This is a genomic window from Hoeflea sp. AS60, assembly GCF_038900115.1.
Taxonomy (GTDB): domain Bacteria; phylum Pseudomonadota; class Alphaproteobacteria; order Rhizobiales; family Rhizobiaceae; genus Hoeflea.
The window spans coordinates 245,215-264,403 of record NZ_JBBMQP010000001.1 but is presented as its reverse complement, the minus strand read 5'-3'; the positions used below and the strand labels follow the sequence as shown (position 1 = coordinate 264,403).

Genomic DNA, 19,189 nt, shown 5'->3' with positions numbered 1-19,189 from the left:
TTCATGTCCGCCGCTTCGCGGGTCTGTGTTCTTCGTGTGAGACGGGCGATGGTTTGTCCAAAGGAAAATCAAGAATGACGCCAATGTATCATCTCTGTTTTCTTTACCGGAGCCCGGTCCCGTCTCGTCAATGATTTTCGAGTGAATTGCTGATGTGTTCGTATCCCTCTCGATACACCGCCTCCGGGCTTTCGGCAAAGTCCCTCCAGACCTTGGTGGCTGCCGCCAGATCAGGTAGGCCACGGCCAAAACTCTCGATTGTCAGCCATCCGTCATAACCGATGTCACGGATCGCGGCATAGGTTTCGCGCCACGGAATGTTGCCGCGTCCCGGCACACCGCGATCATTCTCGGAAATATGAATATGGGCAACACTTGCCGTGTTGCGGGTGAGTGCGCCAATCGGATCGGTTTCCTCAATGTTGGCGTGGAAGGTGTCATACATCGCGCGAATGTTCGGATGGCCGATATCAGCAAGGTGTGCAGCAAGCCCGTCCATGGTGTTGACCAGATAGCATTCAAACCGGTTCAGCGCCTCGAGCGCTACCGTGATACCAAGTCCCGCGGCATGCTCGCCGATCAGACGCTGCGACGAGATGGAACTGGCAAATTCCTCCTCTGTCGGCCCAACGCCTGAGAAATGCCCCAGCGTCGAATGCATCGGTCCGCAGATCAGGCTGGCGCCCAGCGCGCGTGTCTTGTCGAGCGTGTCGCGCATGTAATCGACGCCTCTTGCTCGGGCCGCCGCGTCGCCGATCAGGTTCATCGACGGATCGCCCATCGCCGTGACTGCCGTGCGCTCCAGACCGAGATCATCGAGCATGGTTGCGAGCTGTTGATAGTGGCTGATCTCACCCTCGAATATCGGGATCTCCACGCCGTCATAGCCGCAGGCCTTCAGATCACGTAGTAGCGCTTCGTGCTGGGGACCCACATGGGTGGTCCACAAGAACATGTTCATCCCGATCTTCACGGTCTTCTCTCCCATTTCGGCACTCCCGATCATCTCAATCTGGTAATACCAAAATTCTCCCACCGCTACGACATCATGTTTGTATTCCCTGCGCAAGATGCAAAATGCTGTCGATAACGGGCTATACTGCGAAGAAATGGCATAGTCAGGCTTGATAAGATCAAAAATAGGGATTAATTGGTCTAACCAGAATGGCAAAATGCAATGGGTGGTGGGGTTGAGGAGCTCTGCTGCAAGGGAGGATTAACATGCATCTGTCGACTCACAACTGGATGCGGGCCGAGCCGCTGGACGTCACGCTTCGCCGGATCAAGCAATTCGGCTATGAAAGCATCGAGATTTCGGGTGAACCGACCCAGTACGACACCAAGGAGACCCGCGCGCTCTTGAAAGAGCACGGCATCCGCTGCTGGGGTGCGGTTACTCTGACGCTGGGGGATCGAAACCTGGCAGCCAAGGACGAGCGCCAGCGGGCCCGCACTGTCGATTACGTCAAGAGCGTGCTGACCATGGTCAGCGAACTCGAGGGCGAGATCATCACGCTTGTCCCCGCGACAGTTGGCAAGGTGCAGCCTGATGCGACCGAGGAAGAGGAATGGGGTTGGCTGGTCGAGGCGACCAAGGAGTGTTTCGCCCATTCCCAGAAGGTCGGCGTCAAAATCGCCATTGAACCGCTCAACCGTTTTGAAACCTACATCTTCAACCGCTGCGCACAGGCGCTGGCACTTGCCGATGCGGTGCACCCAGATTGCGGCGTGTGCCTCGACGCCTATCACCTCAATATGGAAGAATCCAACATCTACGATGCCATCCGTCTGGCTGGCAAAAGGCTGTTCGATTTCCATGTCGCCGACAACAACCGTTTTGCTGCCGGTCTTGGTCATCTCAACTGGCCCAAGATCGTCGAGACGCTCAAGGAAATCGGCTATGACGGCGCATTGACCAACGAGTTCGTGGCGCCCGTCGACCGCACGCCTGCAGCGATCTACCCGGACATGGTGGAACGCGATCCGGTGGACATCTCGCCGGAGCAGCTCAAGTTCATCCAGGACCATGGATCAAGTCTGCTGACCGAAAAGTTCTACTCGGACCAGATGCGGATTACAGCGGAAACGCTGTTGCCGCTCATCAAGTAATCCGTAGAGGCGTTCCACCGGGGCGGATACGTCCGCCGCCGGGGTGCGAGGGTCGCTGTCATGAAAATCAAGTCCGTCCATGCGCAATGGATTCAGATCCCGATCGATCAGGCGCGTCAGCACACCAGCGACTTCGGGACCTTGCGAACCTTTGATGCCGCAATCCTGCGCATCGAAACCGATGACGGCGTCGTCGGGTGGGGCGAGGGCAAGAACGCCGCTGGCAGCTCCGGGAGTTACGCCACGCTTGTGCGTTTGATCAATGAGGATTTCGGGCCGCGGATCATTGGCCGCGACCCGTCGGATATCACGTTCATCTGGGAAGAGCTTTACAATGGCGTTCGCGCGCAAAAGGCTGCGATGGCTGGCCATTCCATGCCGGAAATGGCACGGCGCGGGTTGACGGTTGCGGCCATCAGCGCAATCGACATCGCCTTGTGGGATATCCTTGGAAAGGCCGATGGAAAGCCGGTCTGGAAGTTGCTGGGCGGCCGTAAAGCCGAACGCATGCAGGCCTATGCATCGGGTGGATGGGCGAGTGCGGACAAGATTGGCGAGCAATTGCAGTCTTATGTCGATGCAGGCGGTTTCAGGATGATCAAGATGCGGGTGGGTGCAATGGACCCGAACCCGAATGCCTCCGCAGCCCGCGTCAAGGCAGCCCGCAAGGCGCTGGGTCCGGACGTCGAACTGGCGGTTGATGCACACGGCACGTTTACTGTCGCGACGGCGCGGCGTTTTGCGCATCTTGTTGAAGATTGCGATCTTGCTTGGTTCGAAGAGCCGATCATTGCCGATGACAAGGCTGGCATTGCAGAAGTGCGGGGCAGCATTCCTATCCCGGTGGCCACAGGGGAAAGCGAGGCCACGCGGTTTGCCTTCCGCGATCTTGCGCTCATGCGCGCGGCGGATATTTTTCAGCCCGATCCGGCGTTTTGTGGCGGCATCAGCGAGGCAATGCGGATTGGCACAATCGCCTCTGCGTTCAATCTGCGACTGGCGCCGCATCTGTGGGCGGGGGCGCCATGCTTCTTTGCGGGACTGCATGTCTGTGCGGCGTCGCCGTCGAGTTTCGCTGTCGAGTTTTCCCTTGGCGCCAACCCGATGATACATGATATCATTGACGAATCCGTGGTGGCCAAAGACGGGATGATTGAATTTCCTGAAAAGCCAGGCCTCGGCTTCACCATGAACGAAGCTGTTCTGGACAAATACACAAGGGTCATATGACGAGCTCTGAAAGCGACTTCCTGCCCAATCTGGTGGCGCACATCGTGGCGGTGGCCAGCGGCAATGCAGGCAAGGCGCCCTCCGAGAGGGAGCTTGCGGAGCATTTTGCCGTCAGCCGTGGTCAGGTACGTGAATCTCTCGCCATTCTCGAAGCGCTACAGCTGATCGAAAGGCGGGCAAAGTCGGGCATTTATCTGACGATGGAATCGGCTGGCCTGAGTTCGATGGCCCTGCTTGCCACTGCGGGCGTGCAATTGCAGCCGCGGCAGATTTTCGAAGCGGTCGAGCTTCGCAAGATCCACGAGATCAAGGCAGCCGAGCTCGCGGCACTGCGTGCCACGGATGACAATCTCGACCGGTTGCGCGACATTCTCGGTCGTTCGGAAAAACAGATTGCCGACGGGCTGGGGCTGCACAGGCTCGATGGGGAATTCCATCTTGAAATCGTACGCGCCACGCAAAACGAGATGTTTTACAAGATATGCTCGAGTTTCTATGCCGCTAGCGAGCAGCGGCTCCCGATCTATTTCGGCAAGGTCGAGCGTAACATCAAGTCTCACAATGAGCACATGCAGATTTTCGATGCACTGTACCGGCGCGACAGCAACTTGGCCCAGGCCCTCATGAACACGCATCTGGGCCGAGCGCAGAGCTACTGGACGGAAATTCTTGAGTCCAATGCTGAAAAGGCCGCCGGGCAGGCTGAGCTGCCCCGCGCGCCCGTATGACATGATCTTTTCCACCCACCCGCTGCATCCGGCTGTGATGACTGACCTGCGCCGCCTCGGAGCGCTGGTGATTGCCAGCGAGCCGTCTCCGGAAGCTATTGTGAGGGAGAGCGCCGGCGCGTCGGTCATCGTCGTGCGCGCTCCGATCCCACCGGAGATTTTCGCGCGCGAGAAAAGCCTCAAGGCGGCTGTCCGGCACGGCGCGGGGCTCGACATGATTCCGGTTGAGGTTGCCACACAGGCGGGTGTCCTGGTGGCCAATGTGCCGGGTGTGAACGCGCCGACTGTGGCGGAGCACTGCATCTGGTCATCGCTTGCGCTTTTGCGTCGGTATCCAGCGGTCAGCGCCGATTTGAGATCGAATGGCTGGGCGACCGCGCGGGCGCATTCCGATCATGGCCGCGAACTGAGCGGACGGACGCTCGGCATCGTCGGAATGGGAAATGTCGGAAACGCCCTTTTCCGGATTGCCCATCATGGCTTTGGAATGAAGGTCCTTGCGGTGACCAGCAGGCCTGATGTGCTGCCTCATGGCGCTGAGGCAGTGGACCTCAACGACATGCTTGCCCGCAGCAATGTTGTCGTTCTCTGCTGCCCTCTGAATGACAAGACCCGCGGGATGATCGGGGCAGGGCAGCTGGCGCTGATGCAGCCTGGCGCCATTCTGGTCAATGTCGCGCGCGGTCCCGTGGTTGACGAAACGGCCCTGATTGACGCGCTCTCAAACGGAGCCATCGGCGGGGCGGCGCTAGATGTGTTTGACCGGCAGCCCCTGCCGGCGGATCATCCGTTCCTGTCGATGCGCAATGTTATTCTGACCCCGCACATGGCCGGTATTACCGAGGAAAGCATGCTGCGGATGGGCCAGGGCGTGGTGGAAGAAACAAGACGCATCCTTAATGGTGAGAAGCCGCTCAATTTTTGCAATCCGGACGTCTGGGAGACCTATCAGGCGCGATTTGCAAGATAGCATGTGGCGCGCATCCAATCGGACGCGGCCCAGCCATGGTTCATCGTGGTTTTCAAACCGGTGCGGTCGGCGTTTCTATCGGGATCAAGGGAGAGCATTATGATCAGACATACCGTCGCATTCAGGCTGAAGCATCCAGCAGGTTCGGAAAGCGAGGCAACCTTCCTGGCAGATGGACAGCGCGTCCTCACGGCCATCCCAGGCGTAAGGAATTTTGAAGCGCTCGAACAGATCTCGGCCAAGAACAGCTTCAGACACGGCTTTTCCATGGAGTTTGACGGGCAGGCCGAGTACGAATCCTACAACAACCACCCCGATCATGTTGCCTTCGTTCGCGATCGCTGGATTCCAGAAATCGACGAGTTTCTGGAGATCGACTATGTGGCGTATCTGCCTGGGTAGGTGCAGGCCGTGGGGATGCCGTCAAGCACGGGTATCGGTTGCGACAGCTCACCCCCGAAGCACCAATGCGCTCCGGGGCCGGGTCGCATCACTGTGCCGCCAGAATCTTCGGCACCTTGTTCGGGCGAAGGCGATAGGCGTCCGGCATTCCGCTGCCCAGCAAGGGGCGTAGATATTGCCGGAACGCGTCGGTCACGTCGTGACCGGACGTGGAGATAAAGTTGTCGGGCATTGTGCGGGTTTTTCCGGCAACCAGTTCCAGCGGAACCAGCTCGTAGTCGACCGAGTAATGGCCAGTGCGTTTGATCGTCACCGATCCGTCGCGATCGCCGAACATCCCGTACTGCACGGCCTTTTCGCCAACTTCGCGGGCTTCATTCTGGTCAACATCGGAAACACATCCAACAAAACTGCGCTGAATATAGCCGAGTGTATCCCCCCGGACCCGTGTGATTTGCAGATCCTTCTTGACCTTCTGTGTCAGCAGATCGGCCAGAGCGCCGCTTCCGGACAATTGCACATTGCCATGCGCGTCATGTTCGACATCTTTGGCCAGTTTGGCGATGATCGGTTGGCCCGAGCCGTCATGGACGCCTTCACTGACGGCAATAATGCAGCGCCCAAGCCGGTCATACACCTGCTTGACGTCCCGGAGAAACTCATCGATGTCGAAGGTCCGCTCGGGCATGTAGATCAGATGAGGCCCATCATCGGAAAATTTCTTGCCCAAAGCCGAGGCGGCTGTGAGAAAGCCTGCATGGCGCCCCATGACAACACCAATATAAACGCCAGGCAGCGCAGCATTGTCGAGATTGATGCCCATGAAGGCTTGAGCGACATAGCGCGCGGCTGAGGGGAAGCCTGGTGTATGATCATTCTCGACCAGGTCATTGTCGATGGTTTTCGGAATGTGGATGCAGCGCAGATCGTACTGCGCCTTGCGCGCCTCATCGTTGACAATGCGCACGGTGTCCGAGGAATCGTTTCCGCCGGTGTAAAAGAAATAGCCGATCTGGTGCGCTCGCAGGACCTTGAAAATTTCCTGACAGTATTTCAGATCCGGCTTGTCCCGCGTCGAGCCAAGTGCCGAAGACGGCGTATTGGCGACCATCTCCAGATTATGGGTGGTCTCCTGGGTCAGATCGTAAAAATCCTCGTCCAGGATTCCACGCACACCGTGTACGGCACCGTAGATCAACTCAACCGCGCGGAATTTGCGTGATTCCAGGACCGCCCCAACCATTGACTGGTTGATAACCGCCGTTGGGCCACCTCCTTGGGCGACCAGTACCTTGCCGTGAAACACATAAATCCCCTTTTGTACGTAGATATCTAAACTGGCACCAATGGTGGTCAATGAACAACCGTTTAATTGGGCAGCCGGCAAGATCGGACCAGACCCGGCGCGAGCCGTGGCATTTGGTCAACTTGCCATTGGGGCGCGTTTCTCTGTCGAATGCGGACTTCCAAAGACATGTCTTTGGCTGTCGGTCAGCTACGGCTGGATCAAGATGCTGCCCATGACTTCCATTCCCTCGGTGCCAGCTCGAATGATCAGCACTTCACCCGAACGGGTTGCCTGACCGGCAAGCGCGGAAATATTGACTTGATGAGAGACCAGAAGAACGCGGCCCTGTTGCTTTTCAATCAGCGCCTTGGTCGCCTGAGTCTGGCTCTGCTGCGTTGAGTAATCGCCAAAGAAGGAGTTGAGCGCCGGCATCTCGACGACAGGCCTGAGGGCCAGCAGTTCCGCTGTCTCGCGGGTGCGGCACCATTGGCTGGCGAATATTCGGTCAAAGACGATACCCCGTTTGCGAAACGCATCGCCGACGGACCGGGCCTGCTGTCTTCCATCTTCACTCAAATTGCGTTGCGTTGAGCAGTCGCCCAGTTCGAAGTCAGCTGGATCACCCGTGCCCGGCGCGAGCGCATGGCGCATGATAGCGACGGCGCCGGGCTGATCCAATGCATCCCAGTCATTGGCTGATGCGGCCGTTGGCCAGAGACATACAAGAAACAGAATCCATCGCATTGAGTAAGATCCCTTTGATTGAGCGTGGTGCCGTGAGGCGTCGTACTTTTTCAGCGAGCTTTTCCCTAAAGACCTGTCGGTCGGCGCCGCTCCGTCAAGACACAAATGGAAATAGAGCTGAATGGCGTAAAGCAAAGCCCAGCAAGATTGGAGCCGAAATTGTCTGCAAACTTCATCAAGAAGGTCACCACTGCACTGGTCTTTGCGGTAGCCATGAACGTAAGCCCATTCGCAAGCGAGGTCACGGTGGATGTTTTTCAGTCCAGCCCAGAGCAAAATTGGCGGTTCTTTGCCGACACTGTCATGGGCGGCAAGTCCTCCGGACAGGTCGCTTTCGCGCCGCCGCCATCTTCATCTGGTGGGCATGATTGAGTCTCGACCCTAACGCAGTCACACAGAAACGACCCGCCGGGATCCTCATCCGGACGAGACGCTCCTGCACCGGGTTTACCATGAGAAACTGCGGCGACCACTGTCTGCCGTCAGCTCAGATCCATATTCTGGCCATTGGACGGATTGAAGAAGAGGACCTTGTCCGCCTTCCAGCTAAATTTCAGGACCTCGTCGATATTCACCTTTGTCTGCGCCGACACGGTGGCATGCAGATGCGTGCCTTCGATGGCGAGCGTGAGGATCTTGATCACGCCGTGGTTTTCGATGTCGAAGACCCTGCCTGTCGCCGGGCCGTTCGGGTCCAGCACCACATCTTCCGGCCTGATACCAAAGCGGATCCGGTCGCCGTTGGATCCACGTGGATTTGCGATCGGCAGGCTGAACTTGCCGGCGTCAAGCATTGCCGTGTTGCCGTTGAGTACTCCGTCAACAAGGTTCATCGGGGGTGTTCCGACGGAGCGGGCGACGAAGGTGTTGAGCGGCTTGGCATAGATCTCGGATGGCGTGCCGACCTGCACCAGCTTGCCCTTGTTGAGCACGCCGATCTTGTCGCCCATGGACATGGCCTCGACCTGGTCGTGGGTCACGAACACGAAGGTCGCGCCCAGTTCGCTGTGCAGTTTTTTCAACTCAACCCGCAGCACGTCGCGCAGGTTTGCATCAAGCGCCGACAGCGGCTCGTCCATGAGGAACACGCGCGGCTTGCGCACGATCGCCCGGCCGATCGAGACGCGCTGCATCTCGCCGCCCGACAGACGCTCGACCTTGCGGTCAAGCAGCTTGGTGATCTGCAGGGTTTCGGCCACACGGTCGACACGCTCCTTGATCTCGGCAGTGGTGAAGTTCTGCGTGCGGGATTTCAATGGAAACTCGAGATTTCCGCGCACGGTCATGCGCGGGTAGAGTGAGTATTGCTGCAGCACCAGCGCTACGTCGCGTTCGGCCGCGTTCCATTTGGTGGCGTCATGCCCGTCGATGATGACCTTGCCGGAGTTCGGCACTTCGAGCCCCGCAATCAGCCGCAGCGTCGTCGTCTTGCCGGCGCCGGTCTGGCCCAGAAGCACGAAGAACTCGCCGTCCTTGATATCGAGATCAAGGTCTCGCAACGCGGTGTTGGGCCCGAACTTCTTGGTGATGCCTTGCAGTGCAATATCGGCCATCAGTTTGCTCCCCGCAAATTGAGGCCAGTGGCCGTATCGAAGAAATGCGCCTGGCCCGGATCTACCCTGACAAATGCCTTCTGGCCTTCGCCGGAGACGAACCCGCTTTCCGTGCGCGCGCGCAGCACTGTGCCGCCAAGCCGCACGTCGACGATGTCATGGCTGCCCAGAGGTTCAATGTTGGTCGTCACGCCTTCAACAAAGCCGTCTGCCTGATCGTGCTTGAGCAGCACCGCCTCGGGGCGGACCCCCAGGGTCAGATTGCCCTGCGTCCCGCGCGTCCTCGCAAGGGTTTCATCAGGAAAGTGAAATCCCTGGCTTGCTTCATTCAGCATCACGCTGTTTCCCTCAATGCGGGCGGCGTTGACGTTCATCACCGGCGAGCCCACGAATTTTGCCACGAACAGATTTGTCGGATGGAGATAGACCTCATCGGGAGGCCCCACCTGCTGCAACACACCGTCATGCAGAATGACGATTCGGTCAGCCAGACTCATGGCCTCGATCTGGTCATGGGTGACATAGACCGAGGTCGAGCCACGGGCGATGTGCAAGCGCTTGATTTCGGCGCGCATTTGCTCGCGCAGCTTTGCGTCAAGAACACCTAGCGGTTCGTCCATCAAGAGTGCCTGAGGCCGCCGCACCAGCGCCCGGCCGATCGCCACACGCTGCATGTCGCCGCCCGAAAGTGCCGATGGCTTGCGGTTCAAGTGCTGGGCGATCTGAAGCGTTTCAGCCACCTCGCTTACCGCCTTGTCGCGATCGGCCGCATTCATGCGGACTGCGCGCAACGGAAAAGCGATGTTCTCGCGCACCGTCATGTGCGGATAGAGCGAGAACGACTGGAACACAAAGGCGATGTCACGGTCGGCGGCCTTGCGGTCCTGCACCTCGGTGCCGTTGATCAGGATCTTGCCCGATGTCACGGTCTCAAGCCCGGCGATTGCGCGCAGCGCGGTTGTCTTTCCGCCACCCGACTGGCCGAGCATGACGACGAACTCGCCGTCGTTGATGGTCAGGTTGAGATTCTTGAGCACCTGGAGGTGGCCAAAGAATTTCTGCACGTTCTGGATATCGATCTGGGCCATCAGTGGTTCCCTCCAGCTCTGGAGCCAGCGGGGTGATTGGTCTCATTGAGCTCGAGCGTGTCGAGACTATCTTCAATGAAGCCTTCATCCTTCTCCGGATCGGGTGCGATCTTGGAAGTGATCATGAAGGCGATCAGGCCAACCAGGGTGAGGGTGACGCCATACTGGTGCAGGAACAGGCTCCAGGGTTGGCAGAGCGAGATGATGCCGAAGATCATCAGGCCCTGCGCCGCTGGCGCCAAGAAGCGTTGGTTTGTGTTTCGAAAACTCATTTGCGGATCGCTCCGAAAGACATGCCGCGCAGAAGATGGTTGCGCAGAAGGAAAGTGAAAATGGCGACCGGGATCAGGAACAGAAGCGTACCTGCTGCAATCACGGTCCAGTCCGGCAGGCCGCTGCCGACCTGCGATGGAATGTAAGGTGGCGCCGTCTGGGCGTTGCGGTTGGTCATGATCAGCGCAAAGGCATATTCGTTCCATGCGGTGATGAAACAGAACACAGCCGTTGCCGCCATGCCGGTCAGCGCTTCTGGCAGAACCACTTTGAAGAACGCCTGCATGCGAGTGTAGCCGTCAACAAGTGCCGCTTCCTCGTATTCGCGCGGGATCTCGTCGATGAAACCTTTCATGATCCAGACCGAGAAGCTCAGATTGAACGCGGTGTAGAGGATGATAAGCCCAAGATGGGTGTCGTTGAGACCCACCACCCGGTACATCAGGAACATCGGGATCGCCACCACCACGGGCGGCAGCATTCGGGTGGACAGGATGAAGAACAGCCAATCATCTTCCCCCGCCACTTTGAACCGACTGAAGCCATAGGCGGTCAGCGTTCCCATGGACACTGCGAGGATCGTCGAGGTGATCGAGATGATCAGCGAGTTCATGAAGCGGTCGTCATAGCCCGACAGGGTGACGTCACCGGTCTTGCGGTTGCGCACCACCTTCTCGCCACCATCAAACACCATCTGTTCCCACCAGGGAGCGGCGTCATATTCTTCCTGTGACGGCTGGTCACGCAATTGCGAGCGCTTGGTGAAGAGCTTGACGAAAGGCGAAACCGTCGGCTCGAACACCACCGTGGGCGGGATCGTGGTTGCGAGGTTTCGTGGTTTGAACGATGTCGCCGCGATCCAGTAGATCGGGGTGAGCATGATTGCGAGTGCGACAAAGACTGCCACGATCGCGATCCGGTTTGTTGCAATTTCCCGGGAGGTGCGTACGCCAGCCATATCAGCGCGCCTTCACTTTGTTGAGGTATTTCACATAGATATTGGTGATAGCCACCACCATGATCAGCACGATGTAGGCGAACGCCGACGACATGCCGGTCTGCCATTCCTGGAACGCCATCTTGTAAAGCCGGATGGCGATCAGTTCGGTCGTCGGCTGTGATGACAGCACGTAAGCCAGATCGAATGTCTTGAAGGCTTCCATCGTGCGAAAGATGATGGCGATCATCAGGATCGGTGCCACCAGCGGCAGTGTGATGCGGAAAAACGTGTAGATGCCCGAAGCGCGATCAATCTCGGCTGCTTCGTAAAGATGCTTGGGCACGGCTGAGAGGCCGGCCAACGACAGCAGCATCACAAATGGCGCCCACATCCAGATGTCGACAATCGCGATGGCATAGAGCGCTACGTCGGGATCAGCGAGCCACTCGAACCTGTCGAGGCCGAGGATGTAGTTGACGATGCCGAAATTCGGATCATAGAGCAATTTCCAGAACAGCCCGACCACCGCCATCGACAGCATCATCGGCAGCAGCAGCAACGTGGTGATCAACCCTTTGGCGGGGATCTGGCGGTTGAGCAGCATGGCAAGGCCAAAGCCGACAATCACCTGGCCGGTCACCGAAATTAGCACGTATTTTGCCGTGATGGTGAAATTGCTCCAGATGAACGGGTCGCTCAGAAGGTCGCGGTAATTCTGCAGCCCGACAAAGTTGGCCGGTGCATTGGTCGAGGCTCTGAAATCGGTAAACGAATAGGCCAGCGAATAGAGCAAAGGGAAAATGTTGAAAATGATCAAAAACGCAATTGTTGGAATGATGAACAGGTTGCGGATGGTCAGGTCACTCAGCCCCTTCGCGGCAGCGCGCGAATTTGGCTCAAGATTGGTCATGACTGGAGACGCCACGGGATAAATTCCTTGCGTTTTACGGTGTTGGGGAAGGAAGGGGCGCCGCAGCGCCCCATGATAGTCTCAGCAAGTCAGGCGACTTACTTGGTGCGGCCATACTTCTTGAAGGTCGCTTCCCAGTCACCGGCCAGCGCATCAAGCGCTTCTTTCGCGGTGCCTTCGCCGCCGACGATGTAGGGGTAAATCCGCTGGTTGGCAGAGTTCAGCAGTTCCGCATATTCCGGCACTGCCCAGAAGTCCTTGACCTTGAACATGGTCTGGTAGAACGCCTCGTTGTAAGGTGTTGCCTTGCGGAATTCTTCCGACTGAAGCACTGCTGCACTCGCCGTGTAGCCACCAAGTTCAGCCCAGCGCTTCTGGGTTTCGTCCTTGATGAACCATTCCAGGAACTTCATGGATTCTTCCTGGTTCTCGGAATAGCTGACAATCGAGATGCCCTGACCGCCAAGAGCGGCGAACTGGTCACCATCGGGACCCGCCGGATTGGCGAAGAAGCCGGTGTTGGCAGCATTCGGGTTGGAGGCCTCGTTGAGCAGGGCCGGGAAGAAGGCGAAGTAGTTCATCGACATGGCTGCGAGGCCTTCGGTGATCGCCTGGTTGTTTTCCACGAAGAAGGTCTTGGCCCAGCCCGGAGGCGTCAAGCCGTAGAGCTTCTTGTAGTTCTCAAGCGCTGCGACTGCCTTGTCGCTGTTGATGTAGCCCTGGACTTCATAGGTTTCCATGTTGCCGAGTTCGGCACCATAGGAGAACAGCGCATTCTCCACGCCCATGACAAGGCCGTCATAGGAGTTGTCGGTGTAGATGGCGATCCCGTAGCGGTTTTGATCGGGGCGATGGAAAAACTCGGCGATGTCGGTGAGCTGCTTCCAGTCGGTCGGAACCGCCAGATCGTAACCGTATTTTTCCTTGAAGGCTGCCATTTCGGCAGGATCTTCGAACCAGTCCTTGCGATAGGACCAACCGACAGCGTCGCCTTCCGCCGGAACCGCCCAGTACTTGCCTGAGTTGCCCGGATATTCCGCATAGTATTTCACGGTCGCAGGCGCCATGACTTCGCCGAGCTTATGCTCGTTGAAGAAATCGGTCAGGTCGACATAGTGGCCGCCTTCAGACGCAGCACCAAGCCACTGGCTGTCGCCAACGATCATGTCATAGGCCGAACCACGTGCGTTGAATTCGGTAAAGGCCTTGGTCTGGAAGTCCTGCCACGGCGTTGTTTCGACGGTAACAGTAACGCCTGTTTCTGCCTCATACTCGTTGACGAGTTCCTGAAGGTAATTGGCTGGGTCCCATTCGGCCCAGAAGATTGTAAGTTCTGTCGCATAGGCAGAAGTCCCGCTTGCCAAGGCAAGTGCAAGTCCTCCGGCGATACTGATCAATTTGTTGCGCATTATGATCTCCTCCCATTGATGCACATGTGATTTTCTTAAGCCAGCAATTTCGGGCTCCGACCCTGGGCGCCTCCGCGCCCGTCTTCGCCCTTGCTGGTATGTTTGCACCCCTTGTTCCTTGAGTGACCCTCCACTGTCACGGTTAGAATTCCAAATTGGTATTACCAAATTGCGGCTCGGTCAACCGTTTCGATCAGTCTTATAATATGCCTTTTTGCAGTTTCTGAGATAGAAAATGCTGCATAGATTGAGAATTCGGCTTCTCTGCAGAAAACTTTGGGTTAAGCTGCAGCAATCGAATAGCGGAAATTTTCATGATTGGTAAGACCAGATCAAGTTTCAGCGCGATTTGCTCGGGTCTCGTTCGCTTCTGCGATTGCGGATCGTACCAGCGCGCAGGCGGCCCATTTGGCAACCTTGCAGGACTGTATGTCCGACAGGTCCCAGATGTCCTTGAGGATCGTGTAAAGTTCGACGCCGAAGATCAGCGACAGCGCCTGTGCAAGTCGGTCAAATTCTTCAGCCGGCAGGGTGCCGCGCAGTGGGGAAAGGGCATCGTTCAAAAGCTCAATCCGGTGTCCACGGGTAAATCTGGGTTGCTCGCTGGCATTTCCATCCTGCGCCCATTGTTCCAGCGACAATCTCAGCGCCGCCTTGAAGGTTGCCTCGAATTCGGAGATGCGCGGCAAAGCCTTCTCAAACAGATCAAGGACGCGCTGTTCGGTATCCTGTGTCTTGCTCTTCCATTTCAGGATCGGGCCCAGGGCCTCGTCCACAACGGCATGGACCAGCGCTGTCTGGTTGGGGAAATACCGGTAGGCAGTTGCGCGGGAGACTTCCGCCGCTTCGGCCACTTCACTGACGGACGGCGTAAGGCCCGCCTGCATCAGGCGGCTGGCGGTCGTCACCATCAATTTCCGAGTCCGGGCGCGGGGGCCCTGTTCGGATTTCGTGCCTGTATCGGTTGACTGCAATGAGACGTTCATATCATGATGATACGCGCGTCTCGAAAATCGGCAAGCCTGATTTTGAGTTTTGCGCAAGGCCAGCGGCAGCGTCAGGGAGTGGGCGCTCAGCTGGGCAGGGAGGAAGTCTTGAAACATGTCTATGTGGTCGGTACCGCCGACACCAAAGGGCCTGAACTCGCCTATTTGGCTGATGTGATCGCCAACACCGGCGTGCCGGTCATTCTGGTGGATGTCGGAACCCGTGCGCCGACGATCAAGGTGGATGTCACAGCGCGCGAGGTTGCAGGCTATCATGCCGATGGTGCCGGTGCTGTGCTGTCGGGGGATGACCGCGGCGTGGCCGTTGCCGCAATGAGCGTGGCGTTTTCAAATTTCGTCACCAGCCGTCAGGATATCGCCGGGATCATCGGCATCGGTGGTGGTGGTGGCACATCGATCGTGACCGCAGGGATGCGAGGCCTGCCTTACGGTCTGCCCAAGATCATGGTCTCTACGCTGGCCTCGGGCGATGTCGGCCCTTACGTCGATATTTCCGATATCATCATGATGCCGTCCGTCACCGATTTCGCCGGTCTCAACCAGTTGAGTCGCCTGATCCTGCACAATTCGGGCCAAGCAATCTCGGGAATGGCGCTTTCTGCCTATCAGAGCAGTGATGAACGGCAGTCTGTCGGACTGACCATGTTCGGGGTCACCACTCAATGTGTGACCTCGATGGTCGAGCACCTCAATTCTACCTATGACTGCATGGTGTTCCACGCCACCGGAGTTGGCGGGCGCACGATGGATAAACTCGTCGATGATGGCGTTCTTTCGGGAGTGCTCGACATAACGACCACTGAAGTCTGCGACTTGCTGGTCGGTGGTGTTTTACCTGCGACAAAGGCGCGTCTGGATGCGATTGCCCGCACTGGCGTGCCATATGTCGGGTCGGTCGGCGCTCTCGACATGGTCAATTTCTGGGCGCCCGACACGGTGCCCGCAGCCTTTGCCGGGCGCCTTTTCTATCATCACAACACCAATGTCACGCTGATGCGGACGACGCCCGAAGAATGCCGTCTGATTGGTACCTGGATTGGGCGCAAGCTCAGCGCCTGCAGCGGACCGGTGCGGTTTTTCATCCCCGAGCGCGGCGTCTCGGCGCTCGATATCGAGGGCGGCGACTTCTTCGATCCGGAAGCTGATGCCGCGCTTTTCTCGGCCATCGAAGACGCGTTCGAAGTCACCGCGGACCGGCGGATCGAGCGCCTGCCGCTTCACATAAATGACCCGGCATTTGCCAAAGCCGCGGTCGATACCTTCCTGTCCATCATCTGAAAGAGCAGATCATGCCCGCAATACCCCGCAAGGACATTCTCACCCGTCTCAATTCCATGGTCGATGCAGGTTTGCCGATCATTGGCGGGGGGGCAGGAACCGGTCTCTCGGCCAAGGCCGAGGAGGCAGGCGGCATCGACCTGATCATCATCTACAATTCGGGGCGTTACCGCATGGCAGGCCGTGGCTCTGCTGCTGGACTGCTGGCCTACGGTAACGCCAATGAGATCGTCAAGGAGATGGCGGTTGAGGTCTTGCCTGTGGTCCGCAACACGCCGGTTCTGGCTGGGGTCAACGGCACTGATCCCTTCGTGCTGATGCCGCAATTCCTGGCGGAGCTGAAATATATGGGCTTTTCCGGCGTGCAGAACTTTCCGACCATTGGCCTGTTTGATGGCGCCATGCGACAGAGTTTCGAGGAAACAGGCATGGGTTTCGGGCTTGAAGTCGACATGATCGCTGCCGCTCACGAGCTCGATCTGCTGACCACGCCCTATGTGTTCAACGCGGACGAAGCTATCGCCATGGCGCGCGCCGGGGCCGATATCATCGTGGCCCATATGGGCGTGACCACCGGCGGCAGCATCGGCGCGACGTCGGCCAAAAGCCTCGATGACTGCGTGCTTCAGATCAATGCCATTGCGGCGGCCGCGCGAAGCGTTCGCGGCGACATCATCATGCTGTGTCATGGCGGGCCGATTTCGATGCCCGACGATGCCGCTTACGTGCTGGCGCGCTGCGAAGGCTGTCACGGCTTTTACGGTGCGAGTTCGGCGGAAAGACTGCCTGCCGAAACCGCAATCCGCGACCAGATCCGCAATTTCAAATCACTTCCAAACCTGAAAGGAACACAGGCATGAGCGAGACATTTTTCGTCTATCCCGAAGCCGTTGATCGTTTTGCCTTCGATTGGGGCCATCTGACGGTTACCTGCGGTCCGTCGGTTAATGGCGCTGGCAAATTTTCGGCCGGCGTCGTGCATGTGCCGCCCGGCCAGGGCCATGCAAGGCACAATCATCCAGGTGCCGAGGAGATCATCTATGTGCTTGAGGGCAATGGCGAGCAGACGGTCGAGGATACAGAGGGAAACCCAATCACCGAACAGGTGCGTGCGGGTTGCACGATCTTCGTGCCGGAAGCCCGGTTTCATTCGACGCTGAACACCAGCGATGCGCCGATGAAGCTGTTTGTCGTCTACAGCCCGGCGGGACCGGAAGAGCTTCTGCGCGATCTGCCCGATTTCCGTCTCGTCCATCCGCCGCACAAGTAAGCCAGGGAGCCTGCCATGATGCACGATATTTCACCCCTGCACGCGGCCTCTGCCGATGATCTGCCTTACAGGTTCGAGGATCTTGATGCTGCGATGGAAGCCGCGGGACTTGATGCGCTGGTGGCTACATCCAAGCACAATGTCCGTTATCTGCTGGGCGGCTACCAGTTTATCTTCTTCTCGGCGATGGATGCCATCGGCCAGAGCCGCTACCTGCCGGCCTTTGTCTATGTTCGTGGCAAACCGGAAAACACCGGGTATTTTGCCAACAAGATGGAAATCCATGAGCACAAGGTGGCGCCTTTCTGGGTGTCCGAGTTCCGGCCCGATCATTGGGGATCGGTGGATACGATGGCGGCGGTTGCCGCGCATCTGCAGAAATGCGGCGTCGCCAGCGGGCGGATTGGCTTTGAAGCAGGCTTCATGCCCAAGGATGGCTTTGATGCGATCGCCGAAGCCCTGCCGCAGGCCTCGCTGGTCGATGCCAGCATGGAACTCACCCGGCTTCGGATGATCAAGTCAAAGCCCGAAATAGACCTGCTGCGCGAGGCCACTGCGCGGATCAGCCAGTCCATGAAGGCTGCCATTCTTGGCTCGGGGGAGGGCAGTTCCAAACACCAGATCATCGAACGTCTGCGCCAGGAGGAGACCAAGCGCGAACTTGCGTTCGAATATTGCCTGCTGACGCTTGGCGATTCCCATGTTCGGGCTGGGTCTGGCCAGACCTGGAAGAAGGGCGAGGTGATGTCGATCGATTCAGGCGGCAATCTTCACGGCTATATCGGCGATATCTGCCGCATGGGCGTGCTGGGCGAGCCCGATGCTGAACTGGTTGATATTCTGGCCGAGGTTGAGGCTGTGCAGCAAGCGGCCTTTGCCTGCATCGGTCCGGGGCAGACTGGTGCTGCGATGATTGCCGCAGGCGAAGCCGAGCTCCGGCGCGGACCAAATGCGAAGTTCAATGATTTCTTCGCCCACGGTATGGGCCTGATCAGCCATGAAGCGCCGTTCCTGATGACCAATCATCCGGTTGCCTATGAGGGGATTGACGCGGAACGGCCATTCGAGCCGGGTATGGTCCTGTCAGTGGAAACGACGATGCAGCACCCGACGAGGGGCTATATCAAGCTCGAGGATACCGTCATCATCACGGATGACGGTCACGAGTTGTTTGGTAATGACAATCGCGGCTGGATCGCCAGCCCGGTGGCCTGAAACGCGTTGTTTAAGGCATCACGACTTTGGACCGTCTGCACTGCTCACGCCAAGGGCAGGATAGTGGGTCGCCCCGGCTTGCCAGAAGTGGTCAGCGGTGCATTTCGAACAGGATCGCCTGTCCGTCGGTCACCCAGGTGAGGTCGGGCATTTCTTCATCGCCGATCTGTATTCCGTCGCCGCTGCCGAGCCGTTCGCCGTCGACAATTTGGACGAAGGAAAGCGTGCCGTCGGCTGTCGGAATTTGCGTTGTCGTGCCTTCACGCGGACAGGCGATCGAGACACGGGTGTCCGACAGCAACGTCAGGGAGCCGTCTTCAGCCTCTCCGCTCGCCAGCAATGTCCAGCCGGTTGCGTTGTCCCTGGCCGGCAATGCCGCTTGCTGGTATGTCGGTGCGCCACCTCGCTTGTCGGGAATGAGCCAGATCTGCAGGAAATGAGCGGCGCGGGTGTCCGAGGCATTCATCTCCGAATGCCGGATACCACTGCCGGCTGACATCAGCTGCACTTCGCCCGCAGCAATGGTTGCGACATTGCCCAGGGTGTCCTGATGTCTGAGCTCACCCGAGAGTACGAATGTCAGGATGTCCATGTCCGCATGAGCATGTTCAGTAAAGCCTGATCCAGGAGCGATGCGGTCTTCGTTGATGACGCGCAGTGCGGCGTAGCCCATTCGCTTGGGGTCGAGAAAGCCGCCAAAGGAAAAGCTGTGATCGCTTTTCAGCCAGCCCATGTCGGTGTGGCCGCGGTTCATCGCTTCGTGGATCAGGATCAT

At 58.1% G+C, this 19,189-nt stretch carries 21 protein-coding genes; 10 read left to right on the top strand and 11 right to left on the bottom strand.

What is annotated here, in order from left to right; all coding sequences use genetic code 11:
* Positions 1-127: 127 nt before the first annotated feature.
* A complete protein-coding gene (locus tag WNZ14_RS01185) occupies positions 128-973 on the bottom strand; it encodes a sugar phosphate isomerase/epimerase (protein ID WP_342868475.1) in 846 nt (281 codons plus the stop codon).
* A gap of 248 nt (positions 974-1,221) precedes the next feature.
* Here WNZ14_RS01185 and WNZ14_RS01180 point away from each other — a divergent pair, with 248 nt between their 5' ends.
* From WNZ14_RS01180 to WNZ14_RS01160, 5 genes are all read left to right on the top strand, one after another.
* A complete protein-coding gene (locus tag WNZ14_RS01180; protein ID WP_342866793.1) occupies positions 1,222-2,109 on the top strand; it encodes a sugar phosphate isomerase/epimerase family protein in 888 nt (295 codons plus the stop codon).
* 60 nt (positions 2,110-2,169) lie between these two features.
* Positions 2,170-3,339: a mandelate racemase/muconate lactonizing enzyme family protein gene (locus WNZ14_RS01175; RefSeq protein ID WP_342866792.1), complete on the top strand. Its 1,170-nt coding sequence runs from the start codon at positions 2,170-2,172 to the stop codon at positions 3,337-3,339.
* On the top strand, positions 3,336-4,067 hold the full coding sequence (locus WNZ14_RS01170) for a FadR/GntR family transcriptional regulator (protein ID WP_342866791.1): 732 nt from the start codon (positions 3,336-3,338) through the stop codon (positions 4,065-4,067). Before WNZ14_RS01175 ends, WNZ14_RS01170 begins: the two co-directional genes overlap by 4 nt.
* A 1-nt stretch (position 4,068) precedes the next feature.
* Complete coding sequence (locus tag WNZ14_RS01165) at positions 4,069-5,037, top strand: hydroxyacid dehydrogenase (RefSeq protein ID WP_342868474.1); 969 nt, start codon at positions 4,069-4,071, stop codon at positions 5,035-5,037.
* A gap of 99 nt (positions 5,038-5,136) precedes the next feature.
* On the top strand, positions 5,137-5,439 hold the full coding sequence (locus WNZ14_RS01160) for a Dabb family protein (RefSeq protein WP_342866790.1): 303 nt from the start codon (positions 5,137-5,139) through the stop codon (positions 5,437-5,439).
* 88 nt (positions 5,440-5,527) lie between these two features.
* Here WNZ14_RS01160 and WNZ14_RS01155 read toward each other — a convergent pair whose 3' ends face one another.
* A complete protein-coding gene (locus WNZ14_RS01155) occupies positions 5,528-6,745 on the bottom strand; it encodes a 6-phosphofructokinase (RefSeq protein ID WP_342866789.1) in 1,218 nt (405 codons plus the stop codon).
* A gap of 189 nt (positions 6,746-6,934) precedes the next feature.
* Positions 6,935-7,471 carry a histidine phosphatase family protein gene (locus tag WNZ14_RS01150; RefSeq protein ID WP_342866788.1) on the bottom strand — a complete coding sequence of 179 codons (537 nt, stop codon included), beginning with the start codon at positions 7,469-7,471 and terminating at the stop codon, positions 6,935-6,937.
* A 105-nt stretch (positions 7,472-7,576) separates the two neighbouring features.
* Between WNZ14_RS01150 and WNZ14_RS01145 the strand changes: the two genes are divergently transcribed.
* Complete coding sequence (locus tag WNZ14_RS01145; RefSeq protein WP_342866787.1) at positions 7,577-7,843, top strand: hypothetical protein; 267 nt, start codon at positions 7,577-7,579, stop codon at positions 7,841-7,843.
* 110 nt (positions 7,844-7,953) lie between these two features.
* On the opposite strand, the gene WNZ14_RS01140 is transcribed toward WNZ14_RS01145, so the two are convergent.
* The 7 genes from WNZ14_RS01140 to WNZ14_RS01110 all read right to left on the bottom strand — a co-directional run bounded on the left by WNZ14_RS01140 (position 7,954) and on the right by WNZ14_RS01110 (position 14,630).
* Positions 7,954-9,024: an ABC transporter ATP-binding protein gene (locus WNZ14_RS01140; protein ID WP_342866786.1), complete on the bottom strand. Its 1,071-nt coding sequence runs from the start codon at positions 9,022-9,024 to the stop codon at positions 7,954-7,956.
* On the bottom strand, positions 9,024-10,112 hold the full coding sequence (locus WNZ14_RS01135; protein ID WP_342866785.1) for an ABC transporter ATP-binding protein: 1,089 nt from the start codon (positions 10,110-10,112) through the stop codon (positions 9,024-9,026). Before WNZ14_RS01135 ends, WNZ14_RS01140 begins: the two co-directional genes overlap by 1 nt.
* Entirely contained in the window at positions 10,112-10,384 is a 273-nt protein-coding gene (locus WNZ14_RS01130) for a hypothetical protein (protein ID WP_342866784.1), read from the bottom strand. Before WNZ14_RS01130 ends, WNZ14_RS01135 begins: the two co-directional genes overlap by 1 nt.
* The gene (locus WNZ14_RS01125) at positions 10,381-11,343 is read right to left on the bottom strand and encodes a carbohydrate ABC transporter permease (protein ID WP_342866783.1); all 963 of its coding nucleotides are present in this window, start codon (positions 11,341-11,343) and stop codon (positions 10,381-10,383) included. Before WNZ14_RS01125 ends, WNZ14_RS01130 begins: the two co-directional genes overlap by 4 nt.
* Before the next feature lies 1 nt (position 11,344).
* Positions 11,345-12,250 (bottom strand): sugar ABC transporter permease, encoded by a 906-nt coding sequence (locus WNZ14_RS01120; RefSeq protein ID WP_342866782.1) that lies wholly within the window; start codon positions 12,248-12,250, stop codon positions 11,345-11,347.
* Between the two features lie 83 nt (positions 12,251-12,333).
* Positions 12,334-13,644, bottom strand: coding sequence for an extracellular solute-binding protein (locus WNZ14_RS01115; RefSeq protein ID WP_342866781.1), 1,311 nt, complete (start codon positions 13,642-13,644; stop codon positions 12,334-12,336).
* A 332-nt stretch (positions 13,645-13,976) separates the two neighbouring features.
* The gene (locus WNZ14_RS01110) at positions 13,977-14,630 is read right to left on the bottom strand and encodes a TetR/AcrR family transcriptional regulator (RefSeq protein ID WP_342866780.1); all 654 of its coding nucleotides are present in this window, start codon (positions 14,628-14,630) and stop codon (positions 13,977-13,979) included.
* 108 nt (positions 14,631-14,738) lie between these two features.
* Here WNZ14_RS01110 and WNZ14_RS01105 point away from each other — a divergent pair, with 108 nt between their 5' ends.
* Genes WNZ14_RS01105 through WNZ14_RS01090 form a run of 4 tightly spaced genes read left to right on the top strand, consistent with a single transcriptional unit; the run spans position 14,739 to position 18,414 of the window.
* Positions 14,739-15,929 (top strand): Tm-1-like ATP-binding domain-containing protein, encoded by a 1,191-nt coding sequence (locus WNZ14_RS01105; protein WP_342866779.1) that lies wholly within the window; start codon positions 14,739-14,741, stop codon positions 15,927-15,929.
* An 11-nt stretch (positions 15,930-15,940) separates the two neighbouring features.
* Positions 15,941-16,789 (top strand): phosphoenolpyruvate hydrolase family protein, encoded by an 849-nt coding sequence (locus WNZ14_RS01100; RefSeq protein WP_342866778.1) that lies wholly within the window; start codon positions 15,941-15,943, stop codon positions 16,787-16,789.
* Positions 16,786-17,199: a cupin domain-containing protein gene (locus WNZ14_RS01095; RefSeq protein WP_342866777.1), complete on the top strand. Its 414-nt coding sequence runs from the start codon at positions 16,786-16,788 to the stop codon at positions 17,197-17,199. Before WNZ14_RS01100 ends, WNZ14_RS01095 begins: the two co-directional genes overlap by 4 nt.
* 15 nt (positions 17,200-17,214) lie before the next feature.
* A complete protein-coding gene (locus WNZ14_RS01090; protein ID WP_342866776.1) occupies positions 17,215-18,414 on the top strand; it encodes a Xaa-Pro peptidase family protein in 1,200 nt (399 codons plus the stop codon).
* Between the two features lie 91 nt (positions 18,415-18,505).
* Here the strand turns inward: WNZ14_RS01090 and WNZ14_RS01085 are convergent, their stop codons facing one another.
* Positions 18,506-19,189, bottom strand: a complete 684-nt coding sequence (locus tag WNZ14_RS01085; RefSeq protein WP_342866775.1) for a pirin family protein — start codon at positions 19,187-19,189, stop codon at positions 18,506-18,508.

Coding starts and splice junctions, on each gene's coding strand:
- WNZ14_RS01180 (WP_342866793.1), top strand. CDS start 1,222: ATGCATCTGTCGACTCACAACTGGATGCGGGCCGAGCCGCTGGACGTC.
- WNZ14_RS01175 (WP_342866792.1), top strand. CDS start 2,170: ATGAAAATCAAGTCCGTCCATGCGCAATGGATTCAGATCCCGATCGAT.
- WNZ14_RS01170 (WP_342866791.1), top strand. CDS start 3,336: ATGACGAGCTCTGAAAGCGACTTCCTGCCCAATCTGGTGGCGCACATC.
- WNZ14_RS01165 (WP_342868474.1), top strand. CDS start 4,069: ATGATCTTTTCCACCCACCCGCTGCATCCGGCTGTGATGACTGACCTG.
- WNZ14_RS01160 (WP_342866790.1), top strand. CDS start 5,137: ATGATCAGACATACCGTCGCATTCAGGCTGAAGCATCCAGCAGGTTCG.
- WNZ14_RS01150 (WP_342866788.1), bottom strand. CDS start 7,471: ATGCGATGGATTCTGTTTCTTGTATGTCTCTGGCCAACGGCCGCATCA.
- WNZ14_RS01145 (WP_342866787.1), top strand. CDS start 7,577: ATGGAAATAGAGCTGAATGGCGTAAAGCAAAGCCCAGCAAGATTGGAG.
- WNZ14_RS01140 (WP_342866786.1), bottom strand. CDS start 9,024: ATGGCCGATATTGCACTGCAAGGCATCACCAAGAAGTTCGGGCCCAAC.
- WNZ14_RS01135 (WP_342866785.1), bottom strand. CDS start 10,112: ATGGCCCAGATCGATATCCAGAACGTGCAGAAATTCTTTGGCCACCTC.
- WNZ14_RS01130 (WP_342866784.1), bottom strand. CDS start 10,384: ATGAGTTTTCGAAACACAAACCAACGCTTCTTGGCGCCAGCGGCGCAG.
- WNZ14_RS01125 (WP_342866783.1), bottom strand. CDS start 11,343: ATGGCTGGCGTACGCACCTCCCGGGAAATTGCAACAAACCGGATCGCG.
- WNZ14_RS01115 (WP_342866781.1), bottom strand. CDS start 13,644: ATGCGCAACAAATTGATCAGTATCGCCGGAGGACTTGCACTTGCCTTG.
- WNZ14_RS01110 (WP_342866780.1), bottom strand. CDS start 14,630: ATGAACGTCTCATTGCAGTCAACCGATACAGGCACGAAATCCGAACAG.
- WNZ14_RS01100 (WP_342866778.1), top strand. CDS start 15,941: ATGCCCGCAATACCCCGCAAGGACATTCTCACCCGTCTCAATTCCATG.
- WNZ14_RS01095 (WP_342866777.1), top strand. CDS start 16,786: ATGAGCGAGACATTTTTCGTCTATCCCGAAGCCGTTGATCGTTTTGCC.
- WNZ14_RS01090 (WP_342866776.1), top strand. CDS start 17,215: ATGATGCACGATATTTCACCCCTGCACGCGGCCTCTGCCGATGATCTG.
- WNZ14_RS01085 (WP_342866775.1), bottom strand. CDS start 19,189: ATGATCCTGATCCACGAAGCGATGAACCGCGGCCACACCGACATGGGC.